This is a genomic window from Allobrachymonas denitrificans DSM 15123, assembly GCF_900110225.1.
GTDB classification, from domain to species: domain Bacteria; phylum Pseudomonadota; class Gammaproteobacteria; order Burkholderiales; family Burkholderiaceae_C; genus Brachymonas; species Brachymonas denitrificans.
Map to the genome: position 1 here is coordinate 1,022,772 of NZ_FOCW01000001.1, position 17,311 is coordinate 1,040,082.

The window sequence follows — 17,311 nt, forward strand, 5'->3', positions numbered from 1 at the left end:
GCATGCAAGTTCCCGTTTCTTCCCGCTTTTTCCGCCGTGTGGCACTGCTGGCAGCAGGCTTCGCCCTGTCTGCGCCTGCCTGGGCACTCGACATGGGCCAGCTGATGCAGAACATGGGCCAGTACAAGGAACGCACCGGCCGCTTTGTGGAAACAAAGCACATGAAGGTGCTGGACAAGCCGCTGCGCAGTACAGGCGAGGTACGCTATGTGGCGCCGCAACTGTTCGAGAAAAAGACGGTCGAGCCCACCGCCGAGTTGTTGCGTGTGGACGGCGATGCCCTGCGTGTGGAGCGCGGCGGCAAGACCTACAACGTACGGCTGTCCAGCCAGCCGCAGGCAGCGGCCTTTGTGGATGTGATCGTCGGCCTGCTGACCGGTGACGCGGGCAAGCTCGAGCGCAGCTATGACTACGAGCTCAAGGGCACCGCGAAGAAGTGGACCCTGGCCATGGTGCCCAAGGATGTGAAGATGAAGTCCATCATCAGCAAGGTGGTGGCCAGCGGCGACAGGGAGCAGGTGCGCACCATCGAATACCAGCAGGCCGACGGTGACCGCTCCGTGATGGTGATCGAGCCGCTGGACAAGCGTTGAGGGGCTGACATGGCCGAGTTGCAGGCGGTCCAGGCGGACATCACCACACTGCAGGTGGATGCCATCGTCAATGCGGCCAACAACAGCCTGCTGGGTGGCGGCGGGGTTGACGGTGCCATTCACCGCGCTGCCGGCCCGCAATTGCTGGCCGAATGCCGCACGCTGCACGGCTGTGCCACGGGCGAGGCCAAGATTACCGGTGGCTACCGCCTGCCGGCACGTCACGTGATCCATGTGGTGGGGCCGGTCTGGCACGGGGGCGGGCAGGGCGAAGCCGGGCTGCTGGCGTCCTGTTACCGCAACGCGCTGCTGCTGGCCGGCCAGCATGGGGTGACAAGCATCGCGTTTCCCGGCGTCAGCACCGGTGTGTATGGCTATCCGCATGCCGAGGCTGCCGCCATCGCCGTGCAGACCGTGCGCGCTACGCTGCCGCAGCTGCCCGGCTTGCAGCAGGTGCTTTTCTGCTGCTTTTCTTCCGCCGATCTGCAGACCTACCAGCGCCTGCTCGCTGACTGAACCCGGTTTGCCGCGTGGCATTCCGGCACGCACGCGCGCTTTGGCATCGCTTTCTCGGTGACAATGTCAGCTTTTTGGCGCACAAGGCGGGAAGGGTTGCATGGGTTTCTGGCGTAGCAGGGCGGTCTGGATCTGGTTGCTGACACTGGTGGTCGGCGTGCTGGTGATCGCCCGCAGCACCTTTACTACCGACATGTCGGCCTTTCTGCCGCAGAGTCCGAGCAAGCAGCAGCAGCTGCTGGTGGACCAGATCACCGTGGGCAGTGTGTCGCGCATGTTGCTGATGGGGCTGGAAGGGGGCACGCAGGAGCAGCGCGAGGCAGCTTCGCAGGCGCTGGCCCGGCAGATGCGCGCCAGCGATCGCTTTTCCATCGTGGCCAATGGGGCCGCCGAGGCGTTCGAGAAGGACCGTGTCTTCCTGTTCGAGAACCGCTATCTGCTCAGCCCTGCCGTCAAGGACGGGCATTTCAGCGTGGAGGGGCTGCGCCAGTCCATCGCGCAGTCCGTCGACATGCTGGGCTCCCCGGCCGGCATGCTGCTCAAGGAACTCTTTCCGCGTGACCCGACCGGCGAGTTGCTGGCGCTGGTGGATGAGCTGAACAGCGCCGACAGGCCGGGCGGGGGTGGTGTGTGGACGTCCAGGGACGGACAGCGGGCCATCCTGATGGCGCAGACGCGCGCGGCCGGCTCCGATACGGATGCCCAGGAGCAGGCGCTGGGCACGGTGCGACAGGCGTTTGCCGACGTTCAGGCGCAGGATGCGTCGCTGCAGCCGGTCAAGCTGCTGCTTTCCGGGGCGCCGGTGTTTTCCGTCGATGCGCGCAACACCATCCGCAGCGAAGCCACGCGCCTGTCGGTGGCCGGTTTTCTGGCGGTGCTGACGCTGCTGCTGCTGGTCTACCGTTCCCCGTGGACGGTCGGCATGAGTCTGGTGCCGGTGTTCACGGCGGTGGTGATGGGCATTGCGTCCGTCAGTCTGGTGTTCGGGGTGGTGCATGGCATTACCGTGGGGTTCGGCACCACGCTGATCGGCGAGGCGGTCGATTACAGCATCTATTACTTCGTGCAGTCGGGGCGTGTGGGCTCCAGCGGGGCTGCAGGCAGTGCTGCCTGGGCGAAGCGTTTCTGGCCCACCATCCGGCTGGGCGTGTTGACTTCGGTGTTCGGCTTTGCCGCGCTGGTGTTTGCCGGCTTTCCTGGGCTGGCGCAGCTGGGTCTGTATTCCATCACCGGCCTGTGTACGGCGGCGCTGGTGACGCGCTACGTGCTGCCGCACCTGCCGGCGCGTTCCGTCAATCTCGCGCCGGCGCGCAGGCTGGGACTGTGGCTGACGCGGCGTGTGACCGACCTGCGCCGTCTTCGGCCGCTGGCCCTGCTGGTCGCGCTGGCGGCAGTCGGTGTGCTGGTCTGGGTGTCGCTGCATGGCACGATCTGGAACCGCGCGCTGTCGGGCCTTAGCCCTGTGTCCCAGGAAGCCCAGGATCTGGATGAGTCGCTGCGGCGCGATCTGGGGCAGCCCGACTTGCGCTATCTGGTGGTGGTTTCCGCGCCGGACCGTGAGACTTTACTGCAGCGTACCGAGCAGGTCAGTGGCAGCCTGCAGCAGCTGGTGGACAAGCAGAGCATTTCCGGTTTCGAGACGCCGACGCGCTATCTGCCGAGTGCGGCCACGCAGAACGCACGCCGTGCCACCATGCCGGAGCCGGCAGAGCTGCAGGCGCGTCTGCAGCAGGCGCTGGCGCCGCTGCCGGTGCGCCCGGAAACGCTGCAGCCCTTTGTGCAGGATCTGGAGCGGGCGCGCCAGCAGCCGATGATCACCCCCGATAGTCTGAAAGGCACCGCGCTGGCACTGACGCTGGAGGCCATGCTGGTGCAGCGCGAGAATGGCTGGTCGGCCTTGCTGCCGCTGCGCGCTCCCGTGGATGCGCAGGGCAAGTCGCAGGAGATCGACGGCGCGGCTGTCCAGCGCGTGCTGGATGCGGATGCGGCCAGTGCCGGAGCTCCTGCGACGGAAGTGATGTTCATCGACATCACCACGGAAACCCGTGATCTGTATGCGCGCTATTTCAATGAGGCGTTGATGCTCTCGCTGGCCGGCCTGCTGGCGATTGTGGTCCTGCTGGGCTGGTCGCTCAAGAGCGGGCAACGCCTGCTGCGCGTGCTCACGCCCATCCTCCTGGCAGAAGTAGTGGTAGTGGCCGGACTGGTGCTGCTGGGAGAGCGGCTGACGCTGCTGCACCTGATCGGCCTGTTGCTGGTGGTGGCGGTGGGCTCCAATTACACGCTGTTCTTTGACCGCTACGATCTGGAGGATGAAGGCGAGTCCATCACCATGGTGTCGCTGCTGGTGGCCAACCTGGCTGCCGTGTTCGGTTTTGGCGTGCTGGCCTTCTCGCAGGTGCCTGTGCTCCGCGCCATTGGTGCCACTGTCGGCCCGGGCGCCGTGATTGCCTTGCTGTTTGCCACCATTCTCACGCGCAAGCCGGCTGGCAGGGCGGCTGTGAGCGAGGGGCAGGCATGAGCGCACCGTCAATGGAGGATAGCAGCCGGATGCAGGGCGTTTCGCCCGTCAAAGGGGATTTGGCGGCGCATGCCCCTGTCCAGCCGGGTATTGCCGTCACTGACGGGTCTGTTGAACTGAGCGAACCGGAAAGCGGGATTTGGCGCCCGGTTCCGCTGGTCTGGATCAGCGTCGCGTGGCATCTGGCCTGCCTGCTGGCGCTGGTGTGGCGGCCTGGGGACTGGCCGTACTGGCTGGGCTTGCTGGCTTTGAACCATCTGCTGCTCACCGTGCTGGTGTTTCTGCCGCGCAACCGCTGGCTTGGCCGCACGCTGACACGCTTGCCACCCGATGCACGAGGGCGCCGCCAGGTGGCGCTCACCTTCGATGACGGCCCCGATCCCGTGGTGACGCCCCAGGTGCTGGACCTGCTCGACCGTCATGGCGCGCGCGCCAGTTTTTTCTGCATCGGCAGCCGCGTGCGCCAGCACCCCGAGCTGGTACGTGAGATCGTCGCGCGGGGGCATACCGTGGAAAACCACGGAGATGCCCATTCGCCCATTTTTGCCCTTTGGGGCATGGCACGCATGCGACGGGATATTGCCGCGATGCAGCAGTCGCTGCGTGATGCAGGCGTGCCTCCGGCCCGTTTTTTCCGTCCCACGGCAGGATTCCGCAATCCGCTGCTGGATCCGGTGCTGGCCAGGATGGGCCTGCAACTGGCGATGTGGGAGCGGCGCAGTTTCGATACGCGCGACGGCAACCCAGCACGTGTACTTGCACGCCTGGTTCGTGGCCTGGCGGCAGGTGATATCCTGCTGCTCCACGATGGCAACAGCGCTGTCACGACCGATGGACGGCCGGTGGTGTTGGAAGTGCTGCCACAATTGCTGCGACGGTTGCAGCAAGCCGGCCTGCAGCCTGTCCACCTGCGGGAGGCATTGGCCCCGCAGACTTCTGTCCACCCTGATCCCGACGCACAAACCCTGCTTGCGCGCCTCGCGCACCAAGACCCGTGAACCCGATTCTTCTCACCCACTACACGGCGACCACCTGCCTCGGCGTTGGCAACGCAGCCCTGCTGCAGGCCTTGCGCAGCATGCGCAGCGGGCTGGCTCCGTGCGATTTCGATACCGTCGATTTCCCGACCTGGACCGGGAAGGTTGCGGACCTGGAAAACGTCCGACTTCCGGAAGGTCTGCAACACTACGACTGCCGCAACAACCGCCTGGCCCAGCTCGGCTTGCAGGCGGATGGCTTTGCCGACGCTGTGCGCCAGGCCATGCAGCGCTATGGGGCAGACCGCGTGGCCGTGGTGCTCGGCACCAGCACGGCAGGCATTTATTCGACTGAATTGGCTTATCGTATGCGCGATGCCGAGACGGGTGCGCTGCCGTCCGACTTCCATTACGCCGAAACGCACAACACCTTTTCGGTCGGAGCCTTCGTCAAGGACTGGTTCGGCTTGCAGGGCCCGGCCGAAGTGGTGTCCACGGCCTGCTCGTCCTCGGCCAAGGTGTTTGCTAGTGCAGCGCGTCTGCTGCAGGCGGGTCTGGTGGATGCGGTGGTGGTGGGCGGTGTCGATACGCTGTGCCTGACCACCCTCTATGGCTTCCGCTCGCTGGGGTTGACTTCAGGGCAGGCCTGCAGACCGTACGATGGTGCCCGCGACGGCCTGTCTATTGGTGAGGCAGCTGCTTTTGCACTGGTGGAGCGCCTGCCGCATGATGCGCAAGCACTTCCCGCCGGCAGCGTCCTGCTGACCGGCTATGGTGAAACCAGTGACGCACACCACATGTCGGCGCCGCATCCCGAAGGGGCTGGCGCCCAGGCGGCCATGCAGGCGGCCTTGCAGATGGCGGGACTGCAGCCGCAGCACATCGGCTACATCAACCTGCATGGCACCGCCACGCCAAGCAACGATCTGGCCGAAGGCAGGGCCGTGCGCGCGGTGTTCGGTACGGATACACCCTGCAGCTCGACCAAGGGCTTTACCGGCCACACGCTGGGGGCTGCGGGCGGGGTGGAAGCAGTGGTCTGCGCACTGGCGCTGACGCAGGGCTTCGCGCCCGGTAGCGCCGGCACACAGGCGCTGGACCCGGCCATTGCGCCGCTGCGTTACCTGTTGCAGCCCGAGGACTTGCCCTTGCAGCATGCCTTGAGCAACTCCTTCGGATTCGGCGGCAGCAACTGCAGCCTGGTATTCAGCCGCGCGGGAGGTGCCGCATGACGACGCCTGCGCTGCAACTGTGGGTGCATGGCCTGGCCGTACTGGGGCCGGGGCTCGCAAACTGGCCGCAAGCACGCGCCGTGCTGCGTGGCGAGGAGGCCTATGCACCCGCCGCCACGGTATTGCCCGCACCCGAAATGCTCCCTCCGGCCGAGCGCCGGCGTTCCAGCCGCGTAATCAAGCTGGTGATGGCCTTGGGTGCCGAAGCCTGTGCCCAGGCCGGCCTCGCGCCTTCCGCTCTCGCCTCCGTATTCACCTCGTCGACCGGCGATGGCCACAACTGCCATGCCATCTGCGAAGTACTGGCCAGCGACCAGCGCGACGTTTCGCCCACGCGCTTCCACAACTCGGTCCACAACACGGCAGCGGGCTACTGGTGCATTGCGGCCCAGGCCACCGGTCCATGCCAGGTGCTGGCAGCGTATGACGCCAGCTTTGCCGCAGGCCTGCTGGAAGCAGCAGTGCAGGGCGTGTGCGAGGCGCGCGACATGCTGCTGGTGGCCTACGATGCCGACTATCCCGAGCCCTTGCGTGCCACGCGCCCGGTGCCTGATGCGGCCGGCCTGGCCATGGTGCTGCGTGCGCAGCAGCAAGCCGGCGCGCTGGCGCGTCTGGATATCCGCTGGCTGGGCGGGCAGTCTGTCAGTGCAGCTGCCACAGATGCTGAATCCGGCCAGGAAATGGCGACCCCCGCGCTGGAGCAGTTGCGCGCCAGCATTCCTGCCATGCGTGCCTTGCCGCTGCTGCAGCTGCTGGCCAGTGGCCAGGCAGGCAGGGTGATCGTGCCTTCGCTGCCCGGTCAGTACCTGCAGGTGGACGTCACGCCATGCTGATGGGCCAGAGCGAGATCGCGTCCCGCATTCCGCATCAGGGCAGCATGTGCCTGTTGCAGGAAGTGCAAGCCATGGACGCCGACCACATCATCTGTGCCACGCGCACCCATCTGGATCCCGCCAATCCGATGCGCGAAGGCGGCCGCATGGGTGCGGCCCTGGGCATTGAATACGCCGCGCAGGCCATGGCCCTGCATTGCGCCCTGCAGCAACCGCAGGGCGAACGTCCACGCGGGGGCTACCTGACCAGCGTGCGTGACGTGCAGTTGCTAGCCGACGTGCTGGATGCCATTCCCGAACCGCTGTCCGTTCGTGCCGAACGGATCGCCGCCAGCGAGCAGACCGCCATGTACCAGTTCACCATCCACGCTGGCGAGCGCCTGTTGCTGCAGGGGCGCATTGCGGCTGTACTCGACGTGGCGGCTGCCCACGTGTCCTGATTTTCCGATTTTCTGACCATGTCCTCTTCCGATTCTCGTCAACGCCATGCCCTGGTGACCGGTGCCAGTGGTGATCTCGGTTCTGCCATTGCCCGTCGTCTCGCCAAGGCGGGCTGCCATGTCTGGGTGCATGCCAGCAGCCAGCCGGCGCGTGCCGAATCAGTGGTGGCATCGATCCGCGCAGATGGCGGTAGTGCCGATGCCGTGGTCTTCGATGTCACCGATGCTGTTACCGTACAGCAGGAGCTTCCACGCCTGCTGGAACAGCACACCATCGACATCCTCGTCAACAACGCCGGTGTGCACGATGACGCCGCCTTCCCCGGCATGACGGCAGCGCAATGGCAGCGTGTGCTGCAGGTCAATCTGGACGGTTTCTTCCACGTCACGCAGCCGCTCACCATGCCCATGGTGCGCCAGCGCTGGGGACGCATCATCAACATCTCCTCGGTGGCGGCGCTGGCCGGCAACCGGGGGCAGGTCAACTACGCGGCGGCCAAGGGCGGATTGCAGGCGGCCACGCGCGCGCTGTCGCTGGAGCTGGCCAGCCGCAACATCACCGTCAACGCGGTGGCGCCGGGCATCATCGCCGGCAGCATGACCGAAGGCGTGTTCGACGACAAGCTGATCAAGGACATGGTGCCTGCCAAACGCGCCGGCAAGCCGGAAGAGGTGGCCGAGCTGGTCGCCTTCCTGGCCTCGGACGCCGCGGGCTACATCACCGGCCAGACCATCTCCATCAACGGGGGGCTGTACGCATGAGTGTGGCCAGCGAGGCGCTGTCCGGCGTACACAAGAGCGAGCTGCTGTTGTTCTTCACGCTGCTGCAGCTGTGCGTAATCGTGCTGGCAGGGCGCATCGGCGCGAACCTGGCGCTGCGCTGGGGCCAGTCGGCGGCGGTGGGCGAGATCATCATCGGCATCATCCTGGGGCCGACACTGTTCGGCTGGCTGTGGCCGGATGCCTTCAATTTCGTGTTCCGCTCCACGCCGGGCGATGCCATGCAGATCCTGTCGCAGATCGGCCTGATCCTGCTGATGTTCCAGATCGGCATGGAGTTCGAGTTTTCGCATCTGGCCGAGAAGGAGCACCGGCGCAGCGTGACGCGTATCGCCGTGGCCAGTATGGTGGTGCCGTTCGGGCTGGGTTACGCGCTGGGCTACTGGATGACGCCGGTGCTGACGCCGCAGGCCAACCCGACGGCGGCAGCCCTGTTCGTCGGCACGGCCTTCTCCATCACGGCGCTGCCCATTCTGGGGCGCATGCTGATCGAATTCGACATTGCGCGCAAGCCGCTGGGCGTGATCGCCATCAGCGCGGCGGCCATCAATGACGTGGTGGGCTGGCTGCTGCTGGCGCTGGTGACCATGCTGGCGGTGTCGGGCTTTGATGCCGCGCAGTTCGGCTCGACTCTGGTGCTGCTGCTGGTGTATGTGGCGGTGTGCTGGTGGGGCGTGCGGCCCTTGCTGCGCTGGTGCGTGCGCCATCTGGGCGGTGCGGAAGGCTGGAGCAATAACCTGCTGGGCGTGATCCTGGTGCTGGTTTTCATCAGCGCCATCGTTACCTACAAACTGGGCATCTTCGCCATTTTCGGCGGCTTCATGCTCGGCGTGCTGCTGCACGACCAGCCGCAGTTTGTCGATGCCTGGCGCCGGCATATCGGGCAGTTCGTGAACGTGTTCTTCCTGCCGATCTTCTTCACTTACACTGGCCTGCGCACGGATATTGGCGGGCTGGACAGCCTGGGTCTGTGGGGATGGTGCGCTATCGTGGTGCTGGCAGCCTGCCTCGGCAAGTATCTGCCGTCCTATCTGGCGGCGCGTTCGGCCGGCATGTCGCATGGCGAATCACAGATCGTCGGCGTGATGATGAACACCCGCGCGCTGATGGAGCTGATCGTCATCAACATCGGCTACGACCTGGGGGTGATCTCGAAGAACGTGTTCACCATGCTGGTCATCATGGCCATCGTGAGCACGGTCATCACCACGCCGGTGCTGCGGCACTATCTGCCCAAGCTGGGCTACCGGCAGGTGAAGGCGCATGTGCCCGAAGAGGTGACGGCGGACTGAGCCTCAGCGCATCAGCTTGCGCCACACCAGCACCGGCAGGCGCACCACAAAGCCAAGGAACAGCCGCGTATGCATCCAGGTGAGCAGGGTGTTGTCGCGCAGGTACTTGAAGTGCGACACGCCGCCTTCGCTGGCCTGGAAGTAGCGTACCGGGGCGTCGATGTTGACGGCAGGAACACCGTTCCATGACAGACGCACCACGGCCTCCGGATCGAAGTCGAAGCGGCGCATCCAGCGCTGGCCCTGCATGGTGCGCACCAGCGGTGCGATGGGATAGACACGGAAACCGTAGAGCGAATCCCCGATGCCGTTCCACAGCGTTTCCAGGTTGGCCCAGAAGTTGGACACCTTGCGGCCGTTCACCCGCAGGCGCGGTGCATCGGCGTCGAATACCGGCTTGCCCAGCACCATGGCCGCAGGTTGCTGTTGCGATCGCTGCATGAACTCCGGAATCAGCTGCGCTGGATGCTGGCCGTCCGAGTCCATGGTCAGGGCGTGGGTGAAGCCTTCCTGCGCGGCGCGGCGCAGGCCGTGCAGCACTGCAGCACCCTTGCCGCTGTTCTGCGGCAGCAGCAATACCTTGAGGCCGCGATCCTCGTCGGCCATGCGCTGCAGCAGGGCAGCGCTGCCGTCGGTGCTGCCGTCCACCACCACCCACACCGGGTTCCACTGGGCGCGGGCGCCCAGCACGGTCTCCCGCACCTTGGGGCCGGGGTTGTAGCTGGGAATCAGCACCAGATGGGTGCGCGAAGGAGCGGCACTGGTCGGGGCATCAGCCATGGGAAGCCTCCGCAGAGCTGTTGAAATGCGTGCGCATGTCCTGCTCGAACTGGCGTGCGATGTCGGCAGCCACCTGCTCGCCGGGGGCATCGATGCGCCGGCCGAGCCGCATGGTCACCACCAGCGGTAGCACGGGCGGCTTGAACAACGGCCAGCCCTTGCCCAGGTAGGGCGTGCTCATCTCGATGAATACCTGCTGCATGGGCGCTGGCGCGCGCTGCGCCATGATGGCACTGGCCGGGCTGCAAGGGTTGATCGGCCACTGCGAAGTACGCGTGCCTTCGGGGAAAATCACCAGATGCGCATCGCGCCGCAGTTCATCGCAGGCCTGGCGGATCATCTGCATGGGCGAGGCGTTGCTGACAAAGTGCGCCAGCCGGGTGGCGGCACCGAACAGGATGTTCTGCTGCAGCGAGGCCTTCATCACGCACACCGTATTGGGCAGCTGCGACATGAACAGGATGGCATCGAGCAGGGAAGGGTGGTTGGCGACGATGACCAGCGCGCGCTCCGTGCGCAGCGTCTGCAGCGCGCGCAGGTCCAGCCGCACAAAGCACAGCGTGCGCAGGATCCAGGTGTACAGGCGTGTGCCGGCAAAGATGGCGCCGCGGCCGATGCGACGGCGCAGCGTGCCGGGCAGGGGCAACAGGCCCACCAGCATGGCAAACGGATACCAGGTGAGGCAGATCGCCGCCAGCGATCCGAGGCCGATCACCATGGCCACGGGTGCGTACAGGCGCAGCAAGGGATGCGCGGCACGGGCGGGTGCCGGTGCGGAGCGGTGCGGGGGAAAGTCGGGCTGCTGCTGCGGAGGCATGCGGATTCGGAGGGTTGGATCCGTGCACGGCGTCACGGAACATTGCTGCGAGGCATTGTAATGCGTACTTTGGACCAAACCTGTTATCCCGCCGGCACGCGGTTTCTGCGTCACAATATTGAAGCATACGCAAGGGTTGCAAGGGCAACTGTTGTCGGGACACACCGAGAGACCAGAGACAAGATCATGACCGCTTCCACCACCATTCCCATCAGCAAGGAATTCGACTTTCCGCTGCAGAACGCCGAGGGAGAAACCTGCACCGCCCATGCCTGGGCCAAGGTGCCGCCGCAACTGAGCACCGCCGAGCGCGATGCGCTGATGCAGAAGAGCGCCGAGCTGCTCAAGGCACGCAATGCCGTGCTGGTGGCGCACTATTATGTGGATGGCGACCTGCAGGATCTGGCCTTGGCCACCGGCGGCTGCGTGTCCGATTCGCTGGAAATGGCGCGCTTTGGTCGTGACCATGAGGCACAGACGCTGGTCGTGGCCGGCGTGCGCTTCATGGGCGAGAGCGCCAAGATCCTGAGCCCGGAAAAAACCGTGCTCATGCCCGATCTGGAGGCGACCTGTTCGCTGGATCTGGGTTGCCCGATTGACGAATTCAGTGCCTTCTGCGATGCCCATCCGGACCGCAAGGTGGTGGTCTATGCCAACACCAGCGCGGCCGTGAAGGCGCGGGCCGACTGGATGGTGACCAGTTCCTGTGCGCTGGCCATCGTCAATCATCTCAAGGACAAGGGCGAGAAAATCCTGTGGGCGCCGGACCGTCACCTGGGCAAATACATCCAGCAGCAGACCGGCGCCGACATGCTGATGTGGCAGGGCGCCTGCATCGTGCACGACGAATTCAAGGGGCTGGAACTGGATCTGCTGCGCAAGCAGTACCCCGGCGCCAGGATTCTGGTGCACCCGGAATCCCCCACCAGCGTGGTGCAGCAGGCCGATGTGGTCGGCTCCACCTCGCAGTTGCTCAAGGCCGTGATTGATGGTGCCGAGGGCGAGACCTTCATCGTCGCCACCGATAACGGCATCATGCACCGCATGCGCCAGCTGGCACCGGGCAAGACACTGATCGAGGCGCCCACGGCCGGCAACAGCGCCACATGCAAGAGCTGCGCACACTGCCCCTGGATGGCAATGAACGCGCTGCAAGGGGTGGTGGACTGCCTTGCAAAGGGCACCGGCGAAGTGTTCGTCGATGCGGAAATCGGCCGCAAGGCTGCCGGCTGCATCACGCGCATGCTGAATTTCGTCAAGGAACATCCCGAAGCGCTGGTGGTGAAGGATGGCGGACGCTTGGCGGGCATGACGCCCGGCATTGGCGCTGCCTGATCGATAACCATTGTCTTGCGACAGGGGTTTGCTGTGCCTGTGATGCGCGGGCCGGCTTGACCGGCTTGCTGGTTGCCCGACCACCTCGCCGCAGGGCGCAATTCCCTGTCTCCCTGTTTATTTCCCTGTTTTGCTGTAGCCCACCATGTTTGAATTCAACGAATCCCTGGAACAGGCCCGTGACCGCAACATCCGCGACGCCCTGACGGAAGATATCGGCATCTGCGACTGGACCGGCCAGCTGGTGCCTGTTCCCAATCCGGTGACGGCCCGCGTGCTGGTGCGCGAGGAGGCCGTGCTGTGCGGCCGTGCCTGGTTCGAGGGCTGCATGCGCGGTGTCGATCCCGACCTGCAGCTGGAATGGCATTACGAGGAAGGCGAACTGATGGCTGCCAATACCAATGTCTGCCACATCCGCGGCGAGGCGCGCTCCATCTTCACAGCCGAGCGCGCGGCGCTCAACTTCCTGCAGCTGCTCAGCGGCACGGCGACCCTCACGCGCCGCTATGTGGATGCGATTGCCGGTGTGTCCGAAAAAGGCTGCGCCGTGCTCGATACCCGCAAGACCATTCCCGGCTTGCGTCAGGCGCAGAAATATGCCGTGCGTGTCGGCGGTGGCCAGAACCAGCGCATGGCGCTTTGGCATGGCATCCTGATCAAGGAGAACCATATCGCAGCTGCCGGTGGCATTCCCCAGGTGCTGGACAACGCGCGCGCACTCGATGCCGGCGTCGAGATCCAGATCGAGGTGGAAAACATGGAGCAGCTCCAACAGGCGTTGGACTCAGGTGCCACCAGCGTGCTGCTGGACAACTTCACGCTGCAGGCCATGCGTGATGCGGTGGCGCTGACGGCGGGCCGGGCGCTGCTGGAAGCATCCGGTGGCGTGCAGCTGGAAACCATGCGCGACATCGCAGCGACCGGCGTGGATCGCATCTCCATCGGCAAGCTGACCAAGGACGTGGTGGCCACGGACTACTCGCTGCGCATCGTGGGCTGAAGGCGGTCGCTCGGGTAACGCCTAGATGTCCCGGCGCCGGACTACTCCTTGCGCGTCGTCGACAGGCACTTCGGGAGCGGGCAGCTTGACTGGCGAGTTACCGGCCTGTCGGCTGGTGTGCTTGCTCTTGCACCACGCAGGACTGCACAGAGCTGTCGGTTGATGCATTGCATGGGCCCGGAAAAGGTGGCGTGCGAGCCACACAAGGCACGGGTAGCAGCAGGGTCGGTTGTCAGCTTCGCGTGAGCTATCCTCTAAAATTGCGCCTTCTCCGGCGCGCTCCCAAACGGACGTGACGGCCACAAGATGTGATGATGTTCCGTGATCCGGCCGTCATCTTGGGAGAATTTTTGATGATGGATTCGGTCAAGCATTTCATCCGGCACGGTTCGCTGGTGATGCAGATTTTCATGGGATTGGTGTTCGGCATTGCGCTGGCCGTGCTGTGGCCCGATGCGGCACGCGCAACCATCCTGTTCGGTACCCTGTTCGTGGGGGCGCTCAAGGCGGTGGCCCCGCTGCTGGTGTTCGTGCTGGTGATGTCCTCCATCGCCAACCACCAGAAGGGCGTGCAGACCAACATGGGTACGGTGCTGATCCTGTACGCGGTCGGCACGTTCGCTGCGGCGCTGGTGGCCGCTGGCGGCAGTTTCCTGTTCCCGATGGAACTTACCTTGAAGCCGGTGACCGAAGAGCTGTCGCCCCCCGGTAACGTGCTGCAGGTGCTGAAGAATCTGGTGCTGAGCATGGTGGACAACCCCTTCAAGGCACTGATGAATGCCAACTACATCGGCGTGCTGACCTGGGCGGTGGTGATCGGTCTGGGCCTGCGCCATGCGGATCGCGCCACGCACAAGGTGCTGGGCGATGTGTCCGATGCGATTTCCTGGGTGGTGCGTCTGGTGATCCGCTTTGCACCGTTTGGCGTGATGGGTCTGGTGGCCGACGCCATCCTCACCTCCGGCTGGGACGTGCTGCTGCAGTATGTGCAGCTGCTGGGCCTGCTGATCGGCTGCATGCTGGTTGTGGCGCTGGTGGTCAACCCGCTCATCGTCTGGTTCATGACGCGCCGCAATCCCTTCCCGCTGGTCTTCACCTGCCTGCGCGAGAGCGGCGTGACCGCCTTCTTCACACGCAGTTCTGCGGCCAACATTCCGGTGAACATGGAACTGGCCAAGCGCCTGGGTCTGAACCGCGATACCTACGCCATTTCGCTGCCGTTGGGTGCAACCATCAACATGGCCGGCGCTGCCGTCACCATCAACGTGCTGACGCTGGCCGCAGTATTCACGCTGGGCATTCCTGTGGATTTCGGTACGACGCTGCTGCTGTGCCTGGTGGCTTCCATTGCGGCGTGTGGCGTTTCCGGCGTGGCCGGTGGTTCGCTGCTGCTGATTCCCATGGCCTGCAGCCTGTTCGGTATTCCGAACGACATCTCCATGCAGGTGGTTGGCGTCGGTTTCGTGATCGGCGTGCTGCAGGATGCGTTTGAAACGGCGCTGAACTCCTCGACGGACGTGCTGTTCACGGCGGCTGCAGATCCGGTGATGCGCGCTCGATAAGCGGCGGGCCAGGCGAGTTTGGCTCGGTCATAAGCGGTAGACAGCGGCTGGAGGTCGCTGGATGCCGGATTGAGGAAGGCCAGCGTTCGCTTGCCCCATAGCGCCCGTATCAGGTGAGCAGTTGCAGGGTCTGACAGTGTAAAAATGCCCGCGACCGTGATGGTTCGCGGGCATTCTCATGCCGGGAGCAGCTATCCGCTCAGCGCTGCGACACCAGCAGTTTCGCTGCCATTCCCACAAACACCACGCTGGCACTGCGGTTGAGCCAGCGCTGGGCCTTGGCGGAGTGCTGCAGCTTCTGCCCGATACCGCCTGCCAGCAGCGCCAGCACGGAAAAGGTCAGCCCGGCCGCCACAATGAAGATCAGCCCCAGCAGAAAGGTCTGCACCGCAACGCTGCCGCGTGCCGGACTGCTGAACTGTGGCAGAAAGGCGAGGAAGAACAGGATCACCTTGGGGTTGGTCAGGTTCATGATGACGCCGCGCAGCCAGGCCTGCATCGGCGTCATGGCGGGCAGGGCAGGGGCGCTCCCTGACTCGTCGGGCACGCTGGCAGGCGCATTCCATGCACCCCAGGCCAGATACAGCAGATAGGCCGCCCCCAGCAGCTTGAGCACCGTGAAGGCGGTGGCGGAAGCAGCGAACAGCGCAGCCACGCCCCAGGCAACGGCCAGCGTATGCACGATCAGCCCGCTGCACAGCCCGAGCACCACCCACAGCCCCGCGCGTACGCCGCGCAGCGCGGACAGGGTGATGACGAACAGGTTGTCCGGCCCCGGCGAAAGCGCCAGCAGCACCGCAATGCCGAAGAATCCGATGGCGATGTCGAGAGGAAGCAGCATGGCAGCAGTCAGGTGAAGCTAATCGGGAGCGTAACAGGTGGAGAACAGAGTGGGCCCTTGTCATCGGTGGGTTCAGCGCAGCTTCCTGGTCTTCTTGCCCGAGCGCTTGTTCACGTTCTTGAACAGGATGGTCGGGAAGCTGGCCGGCAGCAAGTCCGGATAGTCTCGCACATAGTGCAGGCCGCGACTTTCGTGGCGGCTCATGGCGCTGCGCACGATCAGGTCGGCACAATCAACCAGGTTGCGTAACTCCAGCAGGTCGCGGTTGACCTTGAAGTTGGCGTAGTAGTCGTCGATCTCGGCTTTCAGCATGTTGATGCGGTGCTGCGCGCGCTCCAGACGACGCGTGGTGCGCATGATGCCCACGTAGTTCCACATCACCAAGCGCAGCTCGTCCCAGTTGTGGGCGATAACGACTTGTTCATCAGCATCTTCCACCTGACTTTCATCCCATTCGGGAAGTTTTGGCAGATTTACAACCGCTTTTTGCATGATCATCTCGGCGCAGCTCTTGCCCAGCACCACGCACTCCAGCAGCGAATTGCTGGCCAGACGGTTGGCGCCATGCAGGCCGGTGTAGGTGGTTTCGCCCACGGCGTACAGGCCATGCAGGTCGCTCTGGCCGTTCAGGTCGGTCACCACGCCGCCGCAGGTGTAGTGCGCTGCCGGCACCACCGGGATCGGATCCTTGGCAATGTCGATGCCCAGCTCCATGCAGCGCTGGTAGATGGTGGGGAAATGCTCCTTAAGGAAGGCCTCGCCCAGATGCGTGGCATCCAGCAGCACATGGTCCAGGCCGTGCTTCTTGATCTCGAAGTCGATGGCACGGGCCACGATGTCGCGCGGCGCCAGTTCGGCACGCGGGTCGTGCGCGGGCATGAAGCGCTCGGCATGCACGTTGCCGTCCGCATCCTTGAGCGGCAGCTTCAGCAGGCCGCCTTCCCCACGCAGCGCCTCGGTGATCAGGAAATTGCGCTCCAGCGGGTGGTACAGACAGGTGGGATGGAACTGGATGAATTCCATGTTGCCGATGCGGCAGCCCGCGCGCCAGGCCATGGCGATGCCGTCGCCGGTGGAGGTTTCGGGGTTGGTGGTGTAGCGGTACACCTTGCCGACGCCACCACTGGCCAGCACCACGGCCCGTGCCGGAATCGTCAGCACCTTGCCTTCGTCGATGTTGAGCACATACACGCCGTAGCAGTTCTTGATCGGATGCTGGCCTGCATCGCCGAGGTGCTTGTCGGTAATCACGTCGATCGCCATCCAGCGCTCGTGCAGCGTGATGTTGGGGTGATGGCGCACGGCTTCGAGCAGCGCTTCGTGGATGGCCTTGCCGGTGGCATCGGCTGCATGGGCAATGCGTCGCACCGCGTGGCCGCCTTCGCGCGTCAGGTGCAGGCCGAGCGGGCCGCTGGGGTCATGCGTGAACGGCACGCCTTGCTGCACCAGCCACTCGATGGCCTCGGCGCTGTTCTCGGCGATGAAGCGGGCCGTGTCCTCGTCCACGATGCCGGCGCCGGCTTCCTGGGTGTCGTGCACATGGCTTTCGATGCTGTCATCGGCGCCGAGCACGCCCACGATGCCGCCCTGGGCGCGTGTGGTGGCGGATTCTTCCACCTTGCGCTTGGCGAGCATGATGACGGGAACCGTCGGTGCCAGATGCAAGGCAACGGCCAGGCCGGCCAGACCGGCGCCGACGATGACGACAGGCAGGCCGGCAGCTGCGCCGCCTGCGGAAGAGGAGAGGGAGGACTCGGAAGACATGGGAAGCAATCAGGAAAGCGGACCGCGA

16 protein-coding genes are annotated in these 17,311 nt (G+C 64.8%); 12 read left to right on the forward strand and 4 right to left on the reverse strand.

Annotated elements, in window-relative coordinates; genetic code table 11:
• Window positions 1-2: 2 nt before the first annotated feature.
• The 9 genes from BMW28_RS04735 (at window position 3) to BMW28_RS04775 (ending at window position 9,184) form a co-directional block, all read left to right on the forward strand.
• Window positions 3-593, forward strand: a complete 591-nt coding sequence (locus BMW28_RS04735) for a LolA-related protein (RefSeq protein WP_091814460.1) — start codon at window positions 3-5, stop codon at window positions 591-593.
• A 9-nt stretch (window positions 594-602) separates the two neighbouring features.
• A complete protein-coding gene (locus BMW28_RS04740) occupies window positions 603-1,109 on the forward strand; it encodes an O-acetyl-ADP-ribose deacetylase (protein ID WP_091814462.1) in 507 nt (168 codons plus the stop codon).
• A 100-nt stretch (window positions 1,110-1,209) separates the two neighbouring features.
• Window positions 1,210-3,630: an MMPL family transporter gene (locus tag BMW28_RS04745; protein ID WP_091814465.1), complete on the forward strand. Its 2,421-nt coding sequence runs from the start codon at window positions 1,210-1,212 to the stop codon at window positions 3,628-3,630.
• Window positions 3,627-4,628 (forward strand): polysaccharide deacetylase family protein, encoded by a 1,002-nt coding sequence (locus tag BMW28_RS04750; protein ID WP_234969978.1) that lies wholly within the window; start codon window positions 3,627-3,629, stop codon window positions 4,626-4,628. The genes BMW28_RS04745 and BMW28_RS04750 overlap by 4 nt, the downstream gene beginning before the upstream one ends.
• Complete coding sequence (locus tag BMW28_RS04755) at window positions 4,625-5,839, forward strand: beta-ketoacyl-[acyl-carrier-protein] synthase family protein (protein ID WP_091814471.1); 1,215 nt, start codon at window positions 4,625-4,627, stop codon at window positions 5,837-5,839. The genes BMW28_RS04750 and BMW28_RS04755 overlap by 4 nt, the downstream gene beginning before the upstream one ends.
• Window positions 5,836-6,672, forward strand: coding sequence for a beta-ketoacyl synthase chain length factor (locus BMW28_RS04760; protein WP_091814473.1), 837 nt, complete (start codon window positions 5,836-5,838; stop codon window positions 6,670-6,672). The genes BMW28_RS04755 and BMW28_RS04760 overlap by 4 nt, the downstream gene beginning before the upstream one ends.
• Complete coding sequence (locus BMW28_RS04765; RefSeq protein WP_091814476.1) at window positions 6,666-7,112, forward strand: hotdog family protein; 447 nt, start codon at window positions 6,666-6,668, stop codon at window positions 7,110-7,112. The genes BMW28_RS04760 and BMW28_RS04765 overlap by 7 nt, the downstream gene beginning before the upstream one ends.
• Before the next feature lie 18 nt (window positions 7,113-7,130).
• On the forward strand, window positions 7,131-7,874 hold the full coding sequence (gene fabG, locus BMW28_RS04770; protein ID WP_091814479.1) for a 3-oxoacyl-ACP reductase FabG: 744 nt from the start codon (window positions 7,131-7,133) through the stop codon (window positions 7,872-7,874).
• Window positions 7,871-9,184 carry a cation:proton antiporter gene (locus BMW28_RS04775; protein ID WP_091814482.1) on the forward strand — a complete coding sequence of 438 codons (1,314 nt, stop codon included), beginning with the start codon at window positions 7,871-7,873 and terminating at the stop codon, window positions 9,182-9,184. The genes fabG and BMW28_RS04775 overlap by 4 nt, the downstream gene beginning before the upstream one ends.
• A gap of 3 nt (window positions 9,185-9,187) precedes the next feature.
• Here BMW28_RS04775 and BMW28_RS04780 read toward each other — a convergent pair whose 3' ends face one another.
• Window positions 9,188-9,964, reverse strand: coding sequence for a glycosyltransferase family 2 protein (locus BMW28_RS04780; RefSeq protein WP_091814485.1), 777 nt, complete (start codon window positions 9,962-9,964; stop codon window positions 9,188-9,190).
• The gene (locus BMW28_RS04785; protein ID WP_159430716.1) at window positions 9,957-10,781 is read right to left on the reverse strand and encodes a lysophospholipid acyltransferase family protein; all 825 of its coding nucleotides are present in this window, start codon (window positions 10,779-10,781) and stop codon (window positions 9,957-9,959) included. The genes BMW28_RS04780 and BMW28_RS04785 overlap by 8 nt, the downstream gene beginning before the upstream one ends.
• 186 nt (window positions 10,782-10,967) lie before the next feature.
• Here BMW28_RS04785 and nadA point away from each other — a divergent pair, with 186 nt between their 5' ends.
• The 3 genes from nadA (at window position 10,968) to sstT (ending at window position 14,678) form a co-directional block, all read left to right on the forward strand.
• The gene (gene nadA, locus BMW28_RS04790; protein WP_091814488.1) at window positions 10,968-12,116 is read left to right on the forward strand and encodes a quinolinate synthase NadA; all 1,149 of its coding nucleotides are present in this window, start codon (window positions 10,968-10,970) and stop codon (window positions 12,114-12,116) included.
• A gap of 145 nt (window positions 12,117-12,261) precedes the next feature.
• Entirely contained in the window at window positions 12,262-13,116 is an 855-nt protein-coding gene (nadC, locus tag BMW28_RS04795) for a carboxylating nicotinate-nucleotide diphosphorylase (protein ID WP_091814491.1), read from the forward strand.
• Window positions 13,117-13,469: 353 nt separating this feature from the next.
• Window positions 13,470-14,678, forward strand: coding sequence for a serine/threonine transporter SstT (gene sstT / locus BMW28_RS04800; protein WP_091815520.1), 1,209 nt, complete (start codon window positions 13,470-13,472; stop codon window positions 14,676-14,678).
• A 199-nt stretch (window positions 14,679-14,877) separates the two neighbouring features.
• On the opposite strand, the gene BMW28_RS04805 is transcribed toward sstT, so the two are convergent.
• Together BMW28_RS04805 and nadB are read right to left on the reverse strand one after the other, a co-directional pair.
• The gene (locus tag BMW28_RS04805) at window positions 14,878-15,516 is read right to left on the reverse strand and encodes a LysE family translocator (protein ID WP_407640940.1); all 639 of its coding nucleotides are present in this window, start codon (window positions 15,514-15,516) and stop codon (window positions 14,878-14,880) included.
• A gap of 75 nt (window positions 15,517-15,591) precedes the next feature.
• A complete protein-coding gene (gene nadB, locus BMW28_RS04810) occupies window positions 15,592-17,283 on the reverse strand; it encodes an L-aspartate oxidase (RefSeq protein WP_091814497.1) in 1,692 nt (563 codons plus the stop codon).
• Window positions 17,284-17,311 lie beyond the last annotated feature (28 nt).

Bases quoted from the DNA above. Each gene is read 5' to 3' on its own strand.
- BMW28_RS04735 (WP_091814460.1), top strand. From the start codon at position 3: ATGCAAGTTCCCGTTTCTTCCCGCTTTTTCCGCCGTGTGGCACTGCTG.
- BMW28_RS04740 (WP_091814462.1), top strand. From the start codon at position 603: ATGGCCGAGTTGCAGGCGGTCCAGGCGGACATCACCACACTGCAGGTG.
- BMW28_RS04745 (WP_091814465.1), top strand. From the start codon at position 1,210: ATGGGTTTCTGGCGTAGCAGGGCGGTCTGGATCTGGTTGCTGACACTG.
- BMW28_RS04750 (WP_234969978.1), top strand. From the start codon at position 3,627: ATGAGCGCACCGTCAATGGAGGATAGCAGCCGGATGCAGGGCGTTTCG.
- BMW28_RS04760 (WP_091814473.1), top strand. From the start codon at position 5,836: ATGACGACGCCTGCGCTGCAACTGTGGGTGCATGGCCTGGCCGTACTG.
- BMW28_RS04765 (WP_091814476.1), top strand. From the start codon at position 6,666: ATGCTGATGGGCCAGAGCGAGATCGCGTCCCGCATTCCGCATCAGGGC.
- fabG (WP_091814479.1), top strand. From the start codon at position 7,131: ATGTCCTCTTCCGATTCTCGTCAACGCCATGCCCTGGTGACCGGTGCC.
- BMW28_RS04775 (WP_091814482.1), top strand. From the start codon at position 7,871: ATGAGTGTGGCCAGCGAGGCGCTGTCCGGCGTACACAAGAGCGAGCTG.
- BMW28_RS04780 (WP_091814485.1), bottom strand. From the start codon at position 9,964: ATGGCTGATGCCCCGACCAGTGCCGCTCCTTCGCGCACCCATCTGGTG.
- BMW28_RS04785 (WP_159430716.1), bottom strand. From the start codon at position 10,781: ATGCCTCCGCAGCAGCAGCCCGACTTTCCCCCGCACCGCTCCGCACCG.
- nadA (WP_091814488.1), top strand. From the start codon at position 10,968: ATGACCGCTTCCACCACCATTCCCATCAGCAAGGAATTCGACTTTCCG.
- nadC (WP_091814491.1), top strand. From the start codon at position 12,262: ATGTTTGAATTCAACGAATCCCTGGAACAGGCCCGTGACCGCAACATC.
- sstT (WP_091815520.1), top strand. From the start codon at position 13,470: ATGATGGATTCGGTCAAGCATTTCATCCGGCACGGTTCGCTGGTGATG.
- nadB (WP_091814497.1), bottom strand. From the start codon at position 17,283: ATGTCTTCCGAGTCCTCCCTCTCCTCTTCCGCAGGCGGCGCAGCTGCC.